The following is a 15,538-nucleotide window of genomic DNA, read 5'->3' as shown; positions in this document are numbered from 1 at the left end:
GGATACAAACCAAGATCACATCGATCGGAAAACGCATCCCTTTGAGGTTGAGCATGTCGATTCGTTCAAAGCCACGGCATCGCAGTCTACCTCAAGACCGACAGGAATCCGCTAATGCGACGGAACCGGGTCGATTGCAGGTGCCGCACCCGCTGCTGTTCTCTCACAGCCAAACCAAAAGTCAACCCTGCACACACAATAAAAGATAGCTCTTGCAAAACTGGCATCCGGCTAGTACTGTTCATGCATACAGTAGTTTTAAGCGGATCCCTCATGACTCTTCACCAATCCATTACCGCGCCGGAAGCCTTGCACCCCTCGCTCTGGCTTGCCTCCCAGCTAGCCCATTCGAGCGCGCGCTGCGTCGATACCGGCCATCCGGCCCTGTCGAGCCAGTTGCCGGGCGGCGGTTGGCCGACCGGCACGCTGATCGACCTGATGCTGCAGCAAAGCGGCATCGGCGAGCTGCGCCTGTTGCGCCCGGCCCTGGCGGCGGCGCGGCGCCGCATCGTGTTGCTGCAGCCGCCCCATCCGCCGCAGGCGCTGGCACTGGCCGCGCTCGGGCTGGCGCCGTCGCAGCTGATCTGGATCCGTACCAGCCGCAGCAGCGACGCGCTATGGGCCGCCGAACAGGTGCTGCGCAGCGGCAGTTGCGGCGCCGTGCTGTTCTGGCAAAACCATGCGCGCGGCGAAACGCTGCGCCGGCTGCACCTGGCGGCGCAAAGCGGCGAGACCCTGTTTTTCATGCTGCGCCCGCTCGCGGCGGCGCAGGACAGTTCGCCCGCGCCCTTGCGCCTGTCGTTGCGCCCGGCCGTTGGCGGGCTCGACATCGAATTCGTAAAACGCCGGGGACCGCAGCGCGACACGCCGCTGTTTTTGCCCCTCCCTCTACCCCTGACTCCTTCTTTACTGCAACGCCATGCGACTTTGGATCGGGCTTTACCTGCCCCAGTTACCGCTCGAAGTATTCTGCCCGAACTGGTCCAGTGACAGCGCCAGCGTCGTGCTCGAGCAGGAGCGCGTGCTGGCCCTGTCGGCGCTAGCGGGGGCGGCGGGTGTGCAGGCCGGGATGCGGCGCGGCGGGGTGCTCATGCTTCACCCTGAAGCGCGGCTGTACGAGCGCTCGGCCGAGCGCGAAGCCGAGGCCCTGCATGCGGTAGCGATGGCGCTGCTGCAGTACACCCCGCTGGTGGCACAGGCCGAGGAATCGACGCTGCTGATCGACATCGGCGCCAGCTTGACCCTGTTTGGCGGCATCTGCGCGCTGAGCCGGGCCGTGCGCGCCAACCTGCGCGCGCTCGGCTTCACCGCCGCGCTCAGCTGCGCCCCGACGGCGCGCGGCGCCTGGCTGCTGGCGCGCCACGGCGGCGGGCGAACCGTAAAAATGGCGTCGCTGGTGCGGCGGCTCGATCGCCTGCCGGCCGCCTTGCTGCCGCCGGCGCGGCCGTTCGCCGCATGGTTCGAAGGCATCGGTTGCTTCAGCCTGGGCGACATGCGGCGCCTGCCGCGGCCCGGCCTGCAGCGGCGCTGCGGCCGGGGGCTGCTCGACATGCTCGACGCCGCCCACGGCATGACGCCCGAACTGTTCGACTGGATCGAGGCGCCTGCCACCTTCAGCGCCAAACTCGACCTGTTCGACCGGGTCGAGAACGCCGAAGCGCTGCTGTTCGGCGCCCACCGGCTGCTGTTGCAAATGACCGGCTGGCTGTGCGCGCGCCAGTTCGCCGTCGAGCGCATCAGCTTGCAGCTCGAACACGAGCGCGGACGGGTGGCGCGCGTGCCGACAGTGATCGAGATCGTGCTGGCCGAGCCGACCTGGCGCGACGAGCACCTGGTGCGCCTGCTCAAGGAACGCTTGGCCAAGCAGGTGCTGGAAGCGCCGGTGATCGGCCTGTGCCTAGCGGCGTCGCAGGTGCAGCCGATGGCGCCGCCGAGCGACTCGCTGTTTCCCGAGCCGGGCGGCAGCGAGCAGGATCAGTTGCGCATGTTGGAGCTGCTGGTGGCGCGGCTCGGCCCCGACAACGTGCTGCAAGCGGCGCCGCAAGCGGACTACCGGCCCGAACTGGCCAATGCCTGGGTGCCGGTGCACCAGCAGATCCATGCTGCGGCGCGCGCGGCGCAGATGCCACCCAATGTGCTCAGCCTGCCGCGTCCGACCTGGCTGCTGATCAAGCCGATTGCGCTGCTGATGCGCAACGACCGGCCGTTTTACGGCTCGCCCTTGAAAATGACGTCGACGCCCGAGCGCATCGAAGCGGGCTGGTGGAGCGAATCGCTGACGCGCGATTATTTTATTGCCGAGGGCCAGGACCATGCGCATTACTGGGTCTATCGGGAGCGCCTCGTCGGGGCAGGGGAGGATGCCGCGCCGCGCTGGTTCTTGCATGGTTTGTTCGGCTGAGATCCTTGCGCAAACGGCGGTTCGCTCGTCCGAATGACCTTGCGCATGCGCGAGGGTGACGTGCTAAAGGTCGACAAAGGGCCCGGATGAAAGCAGAAGTACCCCCCATCACTCGTCGTCGAATTCCTCGGCCAAATTCTTCCACCCTTTTTTCTTGGCGAAATCGCTGAACTGCTCCGGCGCTTCCAGCACGATCAGCTTGCTGTCCTGTAAACCCGGATCGCTATGCCCGAAGTTGGGGCCGACGTATCCCAGGGCGCGCAGGCGGTCGATGATGTTGCCGACCAGTGTGGTGTCCTTGTACGACCCGGCCTCGACCGGGGCGGCAAAATCCACGTACACGTCAATAATCCCGTAGCCCTCGTCGAAAATGCGAATTGCCTTGACGTGGTGGGAACGGCCGCTGCTGTCGCTGGCCTTGAACGGTCCACTCAGCTCGATGTCGGTATCTGTAATCATGCGATCAGCATACACCAACCGCGAATTACTTGAGCGGCTTGAGGATCGTTGCGAGCCGGTCACGGCTTGCCGGAATTCGCTCGAGGTGCGGGTAGCGCAGGCCACCGTGGTAATCGAGGGCGATGGTGCGGTAATTGGCGCCCTGTTTCACCAGCAATGCGATCGGCGCCTTGCTTTCTTTCGCCGCCTTGACCGCCGCCTTCAGCACTTCTCCCTTGTAGGCGCGGTTGTTGACGGCGACGATGGTGCTGTTGCCGGCCAGGCCGGCGCGAAAAGCCACGCCGTCCCACTGCACCGCTGCGACCCCACCGTCAAGCTTGACCGCCATCCCAAGCGAATAGCTGAAATCGGTCGACTTGCGCTGCTCATCGACCGATTTGCTGTAGTCGCTCGGCGTGTCGTTATAGACCAGTTTCCAGCCGGCGCGCGCCAGGCCGTCGAGCGGCGCGCCGCTGGCGTGGCCGTCAAGGCGACTGCGCAAAAACGGCGCCCAGTCGAACGGCTGCACACGGTTCAACGCCGCGACGACGTCTTCGAAGGTGTAAAAAACCGGCACGAAGCTGCCGTTGTTGACACCGTAAAACGCCCGCGCGAAATCGTCCAGCGAACGCGTCTCGTTCGACATCTCGCGGATCTTGGTGTCGACGTCGAGCCAGATGAACATGCCCTCGACGTAATAATCTTCCGAGCGCTGCCAGTTGCTCCAGCCTTGCGGGCGGCGCATGTTGATGATCGGGTCGTTGACCGTATCTTGCACCGCGCGCCATGAGCGGCCTTGCACGTTGTCGTAAAAGGCGGCCGCCGCCGCAATGCCGTCGCGCGTGCCTGTTTCGCTGATCAGACCGGAGCGCGCCGACAGCACCTTGCCCCAGTACTGGGTCTGGCCCTCGTACACCCACAATAATTCATTTTTCAGCGGCACGTTGAAGTTCGGCACGTCCTGGCCGGCCGGGCGGCGGAATTTGCCGTCCCACGAATGGACGTACTCGTGGGCCAGCAGGTCGCGCCCGGCCTCGCCCTTGGCCCACTCCGTAAAATAACCCGGCTTGACGCCGTTTTCGCTCGACTGGTGGTGCTCGCGCCCGATGCCGCCAAAATCGTCCGACAGCGCGAACAGGAAATCGTAGTGATTGTAGTGGTGCGAGCCGAACAGCTTGGCGGCCTGTCTGACCATTGCCCGGTGCGGCTCAATTTGCTCGGGCTTCGCTTCCAGGCTCTCAAGGTTGTCGGCCACGATGTTGAGGAACACCGGTACCTTGGCGCCCGGATCGAGGTCGATGCGCTTGAAATGGCGGCCGGCGAACAGGGGCGAATCGATCAGCGTCTCCAGGTCGAGCGGCTTGAAGACGATTTCATTGCCGCTCCGCGCGGCCGTTTCCAGCGCGCTGCCGTACTGCCAGCCTTCCGGCAAAATCAGGCTCGGCTGCACCGTGATGCGGCGGCTGCTGTAGCCGGCCGGATACAGCGTCACCGATGGCCACTGCACGCCAAGGATGTCGTTCGTCATCGTGATGCGGCCTTGCGCCGTGTCGAGCGGCGACAGGAACTGGTACTCCGCTTCCACCGTGGAAACGCCAGCCGGCACTGTCAGGTGAAAAGCGTGCACCTGCACCGGGTCGCGCACCCAGCCGATCGGCTTGCCGTTGCCGGAAAATTTCAGGCCGGCCAGTTGCGTCAGCGGGCCGCTGGGCCCGTGGTTGCCTGGCAGCCACTGCGGATACAGCATCGTCAGCGGACCCGGTTTGACGGGGATCGACATCTGCATGCGGAAGATCTGCTGGCTCAGGTTGGTCGCATCGACTTTCAGCACGATGGTGCCGGGATATGGCTGGTCGAGCACCGGCGGCACGTCGGCGCGGGCCGGAAGGACGATCGATGCGAGCAGGGCGACGATCGGCAGGAGGCGGTGCAGGGGGCGGTAACTGAGCTGTGCGGTCATTGGCAGGGAAATAGTCGATGAGTCAAATACATTGGGTTTCGGAGTGTAGCACGGGGTAAATAGTGGGCATGTATCGAAAAGTTTCAGCAAATTTTTCTCGGTCCATTGGGCGAAAATCCGTCTTTTTCAAGACCTTGAAATGACGCGATCCGATCACGAGATTGAACTCAACGGATGCTCATCAGAGGTCCGTCAACTTATCGCTTCACTCTCTACAAGGATAGCTATCATGCGACCATTCGACCTTACCCCTTTGTATCGTTCGGCCATCGGTTTTGACCGCCTGGCCCACCTGATCGAGCAGCGCGCCGACGCCCAGCCGAGCTACCCGCCGTACAACATCGAGCTCGTCAGCGAGGACAAGTACCGCATCGTGATGGCGCTGGCCGGCTTCGAGCGTTCCGAAGTCGATATCGTCAGCGAGCGCGATGCGCTGCACGTCACCGGCCGCAAGCAGAAGGATGAGCAGCAGCGCACCTACCTGCATCGCGGCATCGCGGCGCGCGACTTCGAGCAGCGCTTCCAGCTGGCCAACCACGTCAAGGTGACCACCGCCTCGTTCGACAATGGCATGCTGACCATCGAGCTGGTGCGCGAAGTGCCGGAAGCGCTCAAGCCGCGCAAGATCGTCATCGACGGCGGCGACACCGTGCAGACGCTGGAGCAGCGCCAGGCCGCGTAAGGGCGAGGGTCTGACCCGCTTGCCGGGTCAGACCCCGGTTTTCGCTGCCGATCAAGGGCGCCCGTAACACGAGGCGCCCTTTCGCATGGACTTAAGCAAACTCTAAGTCTGCAGGTTCACACTAATAAAAAACAAGGCATCAACAACCATCATCAACCCATCACTCAATCGTAGGAGTACGACAATGCAAAATCAAGGTGCCGTCACTGCCATTACCGCCAAGCGCCTGACCTTGGCCCTCGCCGCCGCCGGCGTTATCGGCGGCGCGATAGGTGCGATTGCAGTCAACCATAATAATGTGGTGGCTGCCAACGCTGCCAACGCTGCCAACGCCGCCGCCCAGGCCAACTATGTCGCCGCACCAACGCCGGCGCCGCCGGCCGCGCCCGGATCGCTGGCGCCGCTGGCGTTGCCGGATTTCACGCAGATCGTCTCGCGCATGGGTCCTGCCGTCGTCAACATCCGCGTCATGGGCAGCACCAAGACCGCCATGGCGGGACCCGGACGCGGCCAGCAGCTTGACGAGGACGATCCGGTTTCCGAATTTTTCCGTCGCTTCCAGGGGCCGCAAAACCCCCGTGGTCAACCACGCGACACGCCCGTTTTTGGCGCTGGTTCCGGATTCATAGTCAGTCCGGACGGCGTCATCCTGACCAATGCGCACGTGGTGCGCGACGCCAAGGAAGTCACGGTCAAGCTGCAAGACCGGCGCGAGTACCGCGCCCGCGTGCTCGGCGCCGACGCCAAGACCGACGTGGCGGTGCTCAAGATCGACGCCAAGAACCTGCCGGTGGTCCCGATCGGCAAGTCAAGCGAATTGAAAGTAGGCGAATGGGTGCTGGCGATCGGCTCGCCCTTCGGCCTTGACAGTTCCGTGACGGCCGGCGTGGTGAGCGCCAAGGGCCGCTCGTTGCCGGATGACAGCGCCGTACGGTTCATCCAGACCGACGTCGCCGTCAACCCTGGCAACTCGGGCGGGCCGCTGTTCAACACGCGCGGCGAAGTGATCGGCATCAATTCGCAGATCTACAGCCAGACCGGCGGCTACCAGGGCCTGTCGTTCGCCATTCCGATCGACGTTGCCTACCGCATCAAGGAGCAACTGGTGGCGACCGGCACGGTCAAGCATGCCAAGCTCGGTGTGACGGTGCAGGAAGTGAACCAGAGCTTTGCCGATTCGTTCAAGCTGGAGTCGCCCGAAGGCGCGCTGGTGGCCAATGTCGAACGCGGCGGCGCTGCCGACAAGGCCGGCATCAAGTCGGGCGACGTGATCCGCAAACTGAATGGACAGCCGATCGTCGCCTCCGGCGACCTGCCGGCCATGCTCAGCATTGCCACGCCGGGCGACCAGGTCAAGCTGGACGTCTGGCGCGACGGCAAGATCGTGCAGATCGGCGCGCGCCTCGGCGACGCCAGCGAGAAGGTGCAACCGTCCGAACGCGCAGCGGTGGCCGGCGCCGACGGCCACGCCAGGCTTGGCCTGTCGCTGCGTCCGCTCGACCCGATGGAGCGGCGCCAGTCGGGCATCGCTTCCGGGCTGGTGATCGAGGATGCCGGCGGCGCCGCGGCGAGTGCCGGCGTGCAGCCGGGCGACGTGCTGCTGTCGATCAATGGGCGTCCGGTGACCAGCGTCGACCAGGTGCGCGCGGCGGTCGGCAATTCGACCAAGTCGGTGGCCTTGCTGATTCAGCGCGGTAGTGACAGAATCTTCATACCGGTGCGGATCGGGTAACGACGAGCGACAAACAACAACGATGGGATGGGATGGCGATGCGGCTTTTGCTGGTGGAAGACGATGTAATGATCGGCGAAGTGGTGCTCGACCTGCTCAGGGACGAGCACTACGCCGTCGATTGGGTCAAGGACGGCGAGATGGCCGACACAGCACTGGTGCAGTCGCAAAGCTACGACCTGGTGCTGCTCGACCTCGGCCTGCCGCGCAGGGATGGCCTCGACGTGCTGCGCGCCATGCGCGCCCGCAAGGACCGCACCCCGGTGCTGGTGGCCACCGCGCGTGATTCTGTCGGCGCCCGCATCGCCGGGCTCGACGCGGGCGCCGACGACTACGTCCTCAAACCCTACGACCTCGACGAGCTGCTGGCGCGCATCCGCGCCTTGCTGCGCCGTTCCGCCGGCCGCGCCGAGCCGGTGTTCGAATACAAGAACATCACCATCAACCCGGCCACCCGCGAAGTGATGGTGGACGGTGCAGCGGCGACGCTGTCGGCGCGCGAATGGGCCGTCCTCGAAGCGCTGATCGCGCGGCCCGGCGCCGTACTGTCGCGCCCCCAGCTCGAGGAAAAGCTGTACAGCTGGCGCGATGAAGTCTCCAGCAACGCGGTCGAAGTCTACATCCACGGCCTGCGCAAGAAACTCGGCAGCGACCTGATCCAAAACGTGCGCGGGGTTGGCTATATGGTGCCGAAGTTATGAGAGCGATGCGATGAAGGCGACGTTATGAAAGTAACCCATTCGCTACGCGGGCGTCTGCTGTGGTTCCTGCTGGCGGCGATCAGCATCGCCGCCATCGCCCAGGCCACCATCGCCTACCGCACCGCCCTGGGCGACGCCGACGAGATCTTCGACTACCACATGCAGCAGATGGCGCTGGCGCTTGGTTCAAGTGCGCCGCTGTCGAACCGGGAAGCAGCGCGCGCCGGTATCGACACCGACGGCGAAAACAACGAGCTGGTGGTGCAGGTGTGGACGCCCGACGGCGTGCAGGTGTTCCGCACGGTGTCGCGCGCGCAGTTGCCGCAGCGCGCGGTGCTGGGTTTTTCCAGCGTCAAGGCGAACGGCACCACCTTCCGCATTTTTTCGGTGCAGACCAGCAGCCAGACGGTGCAGGTGGCCCAGGACATGGCGGTGCGCCGCAACATGGCCGGCAACCTGGCGCTGCGCACGGTCGGCCCGATCGCGGTGCTGATGCCGATCCTGATGCTGGTGGTGTGGTGGGTGGTAAGCGGCTCGCTCGAACCGGTGGCGCGGGTGCGCGCCCAGGTGGCGGCGCGCCAGGCCGACGACCTCTCGCCGGTGTCGGAAACCGGCCTGCCCGACGAAGTGCGCCCGCTGGTGCATGAACTGAACCTGCTGTTCGGCAGGGTCAGGACGGCGTTCGCGGCGCAGCAGAATTTCGTCGCCGACGCCGCCCACGAACTGCGCACGCCGCTCGCCGCGCTCAAGCTGCAGGCCGTGAGCCTGGAGCGCGCCGAAAGCCTTGACGCGCGCCAGGTAGCGGTGGGGCGTCTGACGGCCGGCATCGAGCGCGCCACGCGGCTGGTCGAGCAGTTGCTGGTGCTGGCGCGGCAGGAGGCCAGCGCAGCGGGCGACTCAAAGGTGCAGCAGGTGCTGCTCGATGAGCTGGCGCGGCGCACCGTCGGCGACCTGGTGGGCATGGCGCAGCACAAGGGCGTCGACCTAGGGCTTCAACACGCCGACGAGGTCAGCGTGAGCGGCCAGGCCGATGCGTTGATGATCCTGATGCGTAACCTGGTGGAAAATGCGATCAAGTACACGCCGGCCGGTGGAACGGTCGATGTCGCCGTGCGTGGCGCGAGCATTATCGTGGAAGACAGTGGACCGGGGATTCCGACGGAGGAGCGCGAACGGGTGTTCGACCGTTTCTACCGCATCGCCGGCAGCGAGACCGCGGGCAGCGGGCTGGGGCTGGCGATTATCAAGGCGATCGCCGAACGGCACGGCGCGACGTTGAGCCTGGGGCAGTCGGCGCGGCTGGGGGGCTTGTCGGCGGTGGTGGCGTTCCCGAAGAACGCCTGATAATACGTTGTTACGTTGTTACGTTGTTACGTTGTTACGTCGATACGTCGATACGTCGAGCGTCGTTTCTACCAGCGGTAAAAACGACGCTCTTAGTTCGACCGGCGCTTAAAACTTATGCCACAGCCGTGCAAAATACGACGTCCCGTTCAAACCGAACTGCACGCTTTCGTACTTGAAACCGTTGTCGGTCTCGTTCGGATCCTGCGAAGTCGGCTTGGCGTTGAAGATATTCGCCGCGCCCACCGTGAACTTGGTTTTCGGCGTGAACGCGTAGGTGAACGCCAAGTCGGCCGACGTCTTCGACGCGTATTCCATGCGCGGTGTCGGCGGGCCCGAAAACGTGCCCAGGGTCTGCGGGCCGAAGTGGATGATCTTGAAGTTGGTCCCGACCTTGCCCAGCGTGTAGTCGAAATCGAGGGTTGCCTTGCGGCGCGGGCCGCCCTGTTCGATGAACAATCGCTCACGCTCGGACAACAGCACACTCTCGAAGCCCTTGAGCGAGGCCGGCGCCTTGACGTTGGTGACGTCGGTGGAACTGAAGTTCATGGCCAGGAAGGTGGCGAGTTTGCCACCCAGCAGATCGCTCTTGTTCGACACCGTCAGGTCCAGGCCCTGGGTGCGCGTGTCGATCGAGTTGACGAAGAACTGGGCCGACGCCACGCCGAGGTTGAGCAGGATGCCGCCCAGCTTGGGGTAGTTGCCCGAATCGAAGCGGCCCGACAGCACGATGCGGTCGTCGATGTCGATGCGGTACAGGTCGGCCGTCACCGAAGTCGAGACAGTCGGCGTCCAGGTTGTGCCAAGGGTGAAGCTCTTCGATGTTTCTTCCTTCAGTTTCGGAATGCCGGCAGCAATGGTGACTGCGCCGCCGTTCGGCGCGAATACCACGTCCTTGGCGACGCCGCCGACGAAGTCGGTAAAGGTCGACGAGAAGTACACCTGCTGCAGCGACGGCGCGCGAAAGCCGGTGCTGGCCGAGGCGCGCAGCAGGACCGCGTCGGCCACGCGGTAGGAACCGGCCAGCTTGCCCGTCACGGTCGCGCCGAAGTCGGAGAATTTTTCGTAGCGCAGCGCCGCTTGCAGCTTGGCGCGCTGCGTCACGTCGGCCTCCACATCGAGGTAGGCGGCGCTGCTGTGGCGGTTCTTGTCGGTGGCGTCGCTCGGCTGAAAGCCGGGGAAGCCCTGGCTGCCGGCGTTGCCGCCGAAGCCGAGGCCGTCGACGTCGTTGTAGGAACCCGGCTCGCCGGCGAAGATCTTGTAGTTCTCCCTGCGGTACTCGGCGCCCGCCGCGATGTTCAGGCCGCCCAGGATATCGCCGTAGAATTTGCTGAAGTCGGCGTTGCTGGTGTATTGCGCGAATTCGAAGCCGCCGGCGTCGAAGCGGTTCGGGCTGATGCCTTTGCCGCCGGCCAGCAAGTCCTTGTTGGCGATCGATGCGTTCAAGGTGTTGCTGATGTTGTAGCGCATCTTGTTGACGCCGTAGGTCTGCGAGAAATCCGCATTCCAGTCGCCGGCGCGGGTGCGGTAGCCGACCGTGGCGTAACGGTCATCGACGTCGGCGTTGATGAAGGGCGCGAAGCCGTTCGGGTACATCGCGGCCGAGTTCTTCGACGGGATGTCATCCGAGCCGATGCCGCCGCGCCCGAATGCAGCGCTGGAGCCGTAGCGGTCCTGCACGCCGGCGGTGAAATACACTTTACCGTCCGCGCCCACCGGCACGTCGCCGTTGACGTACAGGGTGCGGTTCTTCACCAGCGAGTCGCCGATGATGCGCGGGCTGTCGGCGTCGGCGCGGTTCGAGCGGCCGCGGTTGAGCACTTCGCCGGTGATGCCGATGGCGCCCTTGTCGCCGAGCTGGAAGCCGCAATAGGCCGAGCCCAGGTAGTTCTTGCCGTCGCCCGCGGAATATTTGCCGGCGCCAGTTACCGCCTCGCAGCCGAGGCTCTTCTTCATCTCGATATTGATCACGCCAGCGATCGCGTCCGAGCCGTACTGGGCGGCGGCGCCATCGCGCAGCACCTGCACGTTCTTGATCGCCAGCAGCGGGATCGCGTTCATGTCGGTGCCGGTGTTGCCGCGGTTGCGGGCGCCGAAGATGTTGACCAGCGCGGTGGAGTGGCGGCGCTTGCCGTTCATCAGCACCAGCGTCTGGTCGGAACCCAAGCCGCGCAGCGCCGCCGAATCGATCAGGTCGGCGCCATCGGCACCGGTCTGGCGGGTTGAGTTGAACGACGGCGAGATGTACGTCAGCGTCTGGGCCAAGTCGAACTGGCCGCCTTGTTCGGCGACCTTGGTCATCGGGATGAAATCGACCGGCACCACGGTTTCAGTGGCCGACGTATTCGAAACACGGCGCGAGCCGACCACGTTGACAGTCTGGACCTCGTCTTTGACGGCGGCAGTGGCGCTTTGGGCGGAGGCCGCTGGCGACAAGCCGGCGAGGGCAGCACTGCCATACAGGCTCAGCAGAACGGCCTTGCGAAGGGTACTTGGTTGGAACACGCGACATCTCCCGAATGAAAACCCCCATTTTAAGCACTTGCAGGTCACGCAATTGTAGAAGTGTGGAAATGTTGCAACGTAATGACGATATAAGTTAACTGCACGGCTTGCCCGGCCTGAAACGTGCTAAAGCCAACGCCAGGGTCAGCCCCAATCCCGTTTTTTCATAGGGGTCTGACCCGTTTAATTATTGGAAATCCACCGATCTGCCGTTTTTTAAACGGGTCAGACCCCTTTATTTTTCAACGGCTGTGACCCGTTATCCGGTGCTGACATTTGCTATGCCAACACCCGCATTATCGGCAAATTCGCTGCATTTTTTAAATGGGGTATGACCCGTTTATTGCATGGCGATCCGCCGATTTGCCGTCTTTTAAACAGCCGGTCACTTCGCAATCGACTGCGGCAGCAGGAAACCTTCATGCCGGATGCTAACAATTATCCATCAGGCAATGACAGATCGGTGGCGTCGCCGACATAAATGGTATTGCCATCGGCATTTCCTTGCTCATCCGGATCGGTAGGATATACTGTGTTTTTATACAGTACTTTTTATTTGCAGCCTTAATTTTCGTAGCCCACCCCGATGCCGTCCCCCCATTCCCCGCCAGGCCTGCCCGATTACGCCGAGCTGTTTTGCTTGTCGAACTTTACTTTTCTGCAGGGTGCCTCGCACGCCGAAGAGCTGGTGGAGCGCGCGGTCCGGCTCGGCTATTCGGCGCTGGCGCTGACCGATGAGTGTTCGCTGGCCGGCGTGGTGCGTGCCCACGCGGAGGCGAAAAAAGCGGCGCTGCCGTTCATCGTCGGCGCCCATTTCCACCTGACGAACCCGGATGGCGAAGCGGCGTTGTCGCTGGTGCTGCTGGCCCAAAACCGCGAAGGCTACGGCAACCTGGCCGAACTGATCACCATCGCCCGTACCCGCAGCGAAAAAGGTACTTACCGGCTGATGCCGGCCGATTTCAGCGCGCCGCCAGCCGAGCGTGCCCACCTGGCGCACCTGGCGCAGCTGCCTGATTGCCTGGCGATCCTGCTGCCGTCCTATCCCGCTCATGACGCAGCCGACGTCGACCGCCTGCACGCGCAGGCGGCGTGGATGGCGGCGACCTTTCCCGGCCGCGCCTGGATCGGCCTGAACCTGCTGCACCGCGCGTTCGACGAGGCCCACCGCGCCACCATCGAGGAAGTCGCCTGGCAGCACGCGCTGCCGGTGGCGGCGGTCGGCCACGTCGTCATGCACGTGCGCTCGCGCAAACCCTTGCAAGACACGTTGTCGGCGATCCGCATTGGTAAACCCGTGGCCGAGTGCGGCTACCAGCTGGCCCAGAACGCCGAGCAGCACCTGCGCGCGCGCCTGCGCCTGGCCAACATCTACGCCCCCGAGGTGCTGGCCGAAACGATCCGCATCGCCCGCCTGTGTACGTTTTCGCTCGACGAGCTGCGCTACGAATATCCGAACGAGGTGGTGCCGGCCGGCCACACGGCGGCCAGTTACCTGCGCAGCGAAACCTACATCGGCGCCCACCGGCGTTTTCGTGACGGCATCCCGGCCAAGGTGCAAGCCCAGCTCGAGCACGAACTGACCCTGATCGGCGAGATGGAATACGAGCAGTATTTTCTGACCGTCTACGACATCGTCCGTTTTGCCCGCTCCAACAACATCCTGTGCCAGGGCCGTGGTTCGGCCGCCAACTCGGCCGTCTGCTATTGCCTCGGCATCACCGAAGTCGATCCGGCGCGCGGCAATTTGCTGTTCGAGCGCTTCATCTCGAAGGAGCGCAACGAGCCGCCCGACATCGACGTCGATTTCGAGCACCAGCGGCGCGAAGAGGTGATCCAGTACATCTACAGCAAGTACGGCCGCACCCGCGCCGCGCTGGCCGCGGTGGTGATCAGTTACCGGCCCAAAAGCGCGCTGCGCGACAGCGGCCGCGCGCTCGGCATCGACCTTGCCATCGTCGAAAAGGTGGCCAAGTCCCATCACTGGTTCGACAGCAAGCAGGACCTGGTGAACCGGCTGGCCGAAAGCGGGCTCGATCCGGAGTCCAGGCTGGCGCGCCAGTGGGCCACCCTGGCCCAGCTGCTAATCGGCTTTCCGCGCCACTTGTCGCAGCATCCGGGCGGCTTCGTCATCGCCCGCGGCAAGTTGTCGCGCCTGGTGCCGATCGAGAACGCCGCGATGGCCGAGCGCAGCGTCATCGAGTGGGACAAGAACGACTTGCAGGAACTGGGCCTGATGAAGGTCGACGTGCTCGCGCTGGGCATGCTGTCGATGCTGCGCCGCGGACTTGCGCTGATCGGCGAGCGCCATGGCAACGCAGTCGAAATGCAGGATATTGCGCACGACGACAAGCCGACCTACGACATGATGTGCGCGGCCGATACGGTCGGCGTGTTCCAGATCGAGTCGCGCGCGCAGATGAGCATGCTGCCGCGCCTGCTGCCGCGCACATTCTACGATCTGGTGATCGAGGTGGCGCTGGTGCGCCCCGGCCCGATCCAGGGCGGCATGGTCCATCCCTATTTAAAACGGCGCCAGGGGCTGGAGCCGACCCATTACCCGAAGCCGGAAATCCGCGCCGCGCTCGAGCGCACGCTGGGCGTGCCGATCTTCCAGGAACAGGTCATGCAGGTGGCGATCCTGGCGGCCGGCTTCACGCCCGGCGAAGCCGACCAGCTGCGGCGTGCGATGGCGGCGTGGAAGCGCAAGGGGGGCCTGGAAGCCTACTACCAGCGCATCGTCGGCGGCATGCTCGAGCGCGGCTACGAACTCGCCTTCGCCGAGGCCATCTTCAGCCAGATCCAGGGTTTCGGCGAATACGGTTTTCCGGAATCGCACGCCGCCAGTTTCGCGCTGCTGGCCTACGCCAGCGCGTGGATCAAGCGGCACGAGCCGGCCGCCTTCCTGTGCGCGCTGCTCAATAGCCAGCCGATGGGTTTCTACAGCCCGTCGCAACTGGTGCAGGACGCGCGCCGCCATGGCATCGAGGTGCGCCCGGTCGACATCGCCATCAGCGGCTGGGAGTCGACACTCGAAGAGTTCGAGGAATCGCGCGCGCGCCAGCCCGCGGTACGGCTGGGAATGTCCCTGCAGCGCGGCATGCGCCGGGAAGTGGCGGCGCGCATCGAGGACGCGCGCGCGATCCGGCCGTTCGCCAGCGTCGCCGACCTGGCGCGCCGGGCCGGGCTCGAGCGCGGCGACCTGCAGGTGCTGGCCGCCTCGAACGCCCTGGCTTCGCTGGCCGGCAACCGGCGTCAGGCGCTGTGGCAGGCGGTCGGCGCGGTGCCGGACAAGGACTTGCTGCGCCCGACCACGCCCGACGAGGAAACGCCGCAGCTGCGCGCGCCGTCGGAAGGCGACGAGATCGTCGGCGACTACCGTTCGCAGGGGCTGACCTTGGGACGCCATCCGCTGGCGCTGCTGCGCCCCCAATTACTGAAACAGCGCTTCATGCCGGCGTCGACCTTGCACGATTACCAGAATGGCCAGCTGGCGCGCGCCTGCGGCATCGTCACCGTGCGCCAGCGTCCGGGCACGGCGAAAGGCGTGCTGTTCATGACGCTTGAAGACGAGACCGGCAACATCAACGTGATCATCTGGCCCAGCCTGGTCGAGCAGCAGCGCCGCGAGGTGCTGGGCGCGCCGCTGCTGGGCGTGTATGGGATCTGGCAGAGGGAAGGGGAGGTGCGCCACCTGGTCGCCAAGCGGCTGGTGGACATGTCGGCGCTGCTGGGACGGCTCGGAACCCAGAGCCGGGATTTTTGCTGAACGGGC

General features: G+C 64.6%; 10 protein-coding genes. 7 read left to right on the top strand and 3 right to left on the bottom strand.

The annotated features are described in order from the left end of the window. The first annotated feature begins 273 nt into the window (after window positions 1-273). Both imuA and CR103_RS11135 read left to right on the top strand, forming a co-directional pair. Entirely contained in the window at window positions 274-990 is a 717-nt protein-coding gene (gene imuA / locus CR103_RS11140; RefSeq protein ID WP_099916051.1) for a translesion DNA synthesis-associated protein ImuA, read from the top strand. Next, entirely contained in the window at window positions 920-2,401 is a 1,482-nt protein-coding gene (locus CR103_RS11135; RefSeq protein ID WP_099916050.1) for a Y-family DNA polymerase, read from the top strand. Before imuA ends, CR103_RS11135 begins: the two co-directional genes overlap by 71 nt. Before the next feature lie 108 nt (window positions 2,402-2,509). Here the strand turns inward: CR103_RS11135 and CR103_RS11130 are convergent, their stop codons facing one another. Both CR103_RS11130 and CR103_RS11125 read right to left on the bottom strand, forming a co-directional pair. After that, window positions 2,510-2,860, bottom strand: coding sequence for a hypothetical protein (locus tag CR103_RS11130; RefSeq protein ID WP_099916049.1), 351 nt, complete (start codon window positions 2,858-2,860; stop codon window positions 2,510-2,512). A 25-nt stretch (window positions 2,861-2,885) separates the two neighbouring features. Next, window positions 2,886-4,799, bottom strand: a complete 1,914-nt coding sequence (locus tag CR103_RS11125) for a M61 family metallopeptidase (protein ID WP_099916048.1) — start codon at window positions 4,797-4,799, stop codon at window positions 2,886-2,888. A 229-nt stretch (window positions 4,800-5,028) separates the two neighbouring features. On the opposite strand from CR103_RS11125, the gene CR103_RS11120 reads away from it, so the two are divergent. The 4 genes from CR103_RS11120 (at window position 5,029) to CR103_RS11105 (ending at window position 9,258) form a co-directional block, all read left to right on the top strand. Next, complete coding sequence (locus CR103_RS11120; protein WP_099916047.1) at window positions 5,029-5,481, top strand: Hsp20 family protein; 453 nt, start codon at window positions 5,029-5,031, stop codon at window positions 5,479-5,481. A gap of 184 nt (window positions 5,482-5,665) precedes the next feature. After that, a complete protein-coding gene (locus CR103_RS11115; protein ID WP_099916046.1) occupies window positions 5,666-7,213 on the top strand; it encodes a Do family serine endopeptidase in 1,548 nt (515 codons plus the stop codon). A 38-nt stretch (window positions 7,214-7,251) separates the two neighbouring features. Then, window positions 7,252-7,914, top strand: a complete 663-nt coding sequence (locus tag CR103_RS11110; RefSeq protein ID WP_099916045.1) for a response regulator — start codon at window positions 7,252-7,254, stop codon at window positions 7,912-7,914. 24 nt (window positions 7,915-7,938) lie between these two features. Continuing rightward, a complete protein-coding gene (locus tag CR103_RS11105; protein ID WP_099916044.1) occupies window positions 7,939-9,258 on the top strand; it encodes an ATP-binding protein in 1,320 nt (439 codons plus the stop codon). A gap of 108 nt (window positions 9,259-9,366) precedes the next feature. Here the strand turns inward: CR103_RS11105 and CR103_RS11100 are convergent, their stop codons facing one another. Next, window positions 9,367-11,763, bottom strand: a complete 2,397-nt coding sequence (locus CR103_RS11100) for a TonB-dependent receptor plug domain-containing protein (RefSeq protein WP_099916043.1) — start codon at window positions 11,761-11,763, stop codon at window positions 9,367-9,369. A 586-nt stretch (window positions 11,764-12,349) separates the two neighbouring features. On the opposite strand from CR103_RS11100, the gene CR103_RS11095 reads away from it, so the two are divergent. Further along, complete coding sequence (locus CR103_RS11095) at window positions 12,350-15,532, top strand: error-prone DNA polymerase (protein WP_099916042.1); 3,183 nt, start codon at window positions 12,350-12,352, stop codon at window positions 15,530-15,532. The last annotated feature ends 6 nt before the right edge of the window (window positions 15,533-15,538 follow it).

It is taken from the genome of Massilia psychrophila, assembly GCF_002760665.1.
In the GTDB taxonomy this organism is placed as follows: domain Bacteria; phylum Pseudomonadota; class Gammaproteobacteria; order Burkholderiales; family Burkholderiaceae_D; genus JAFCUW01.
Note: the sequence above shows the minus strand (reverse complement) of the source record. Positions and strands in the feature narration are given on the sequence as shown.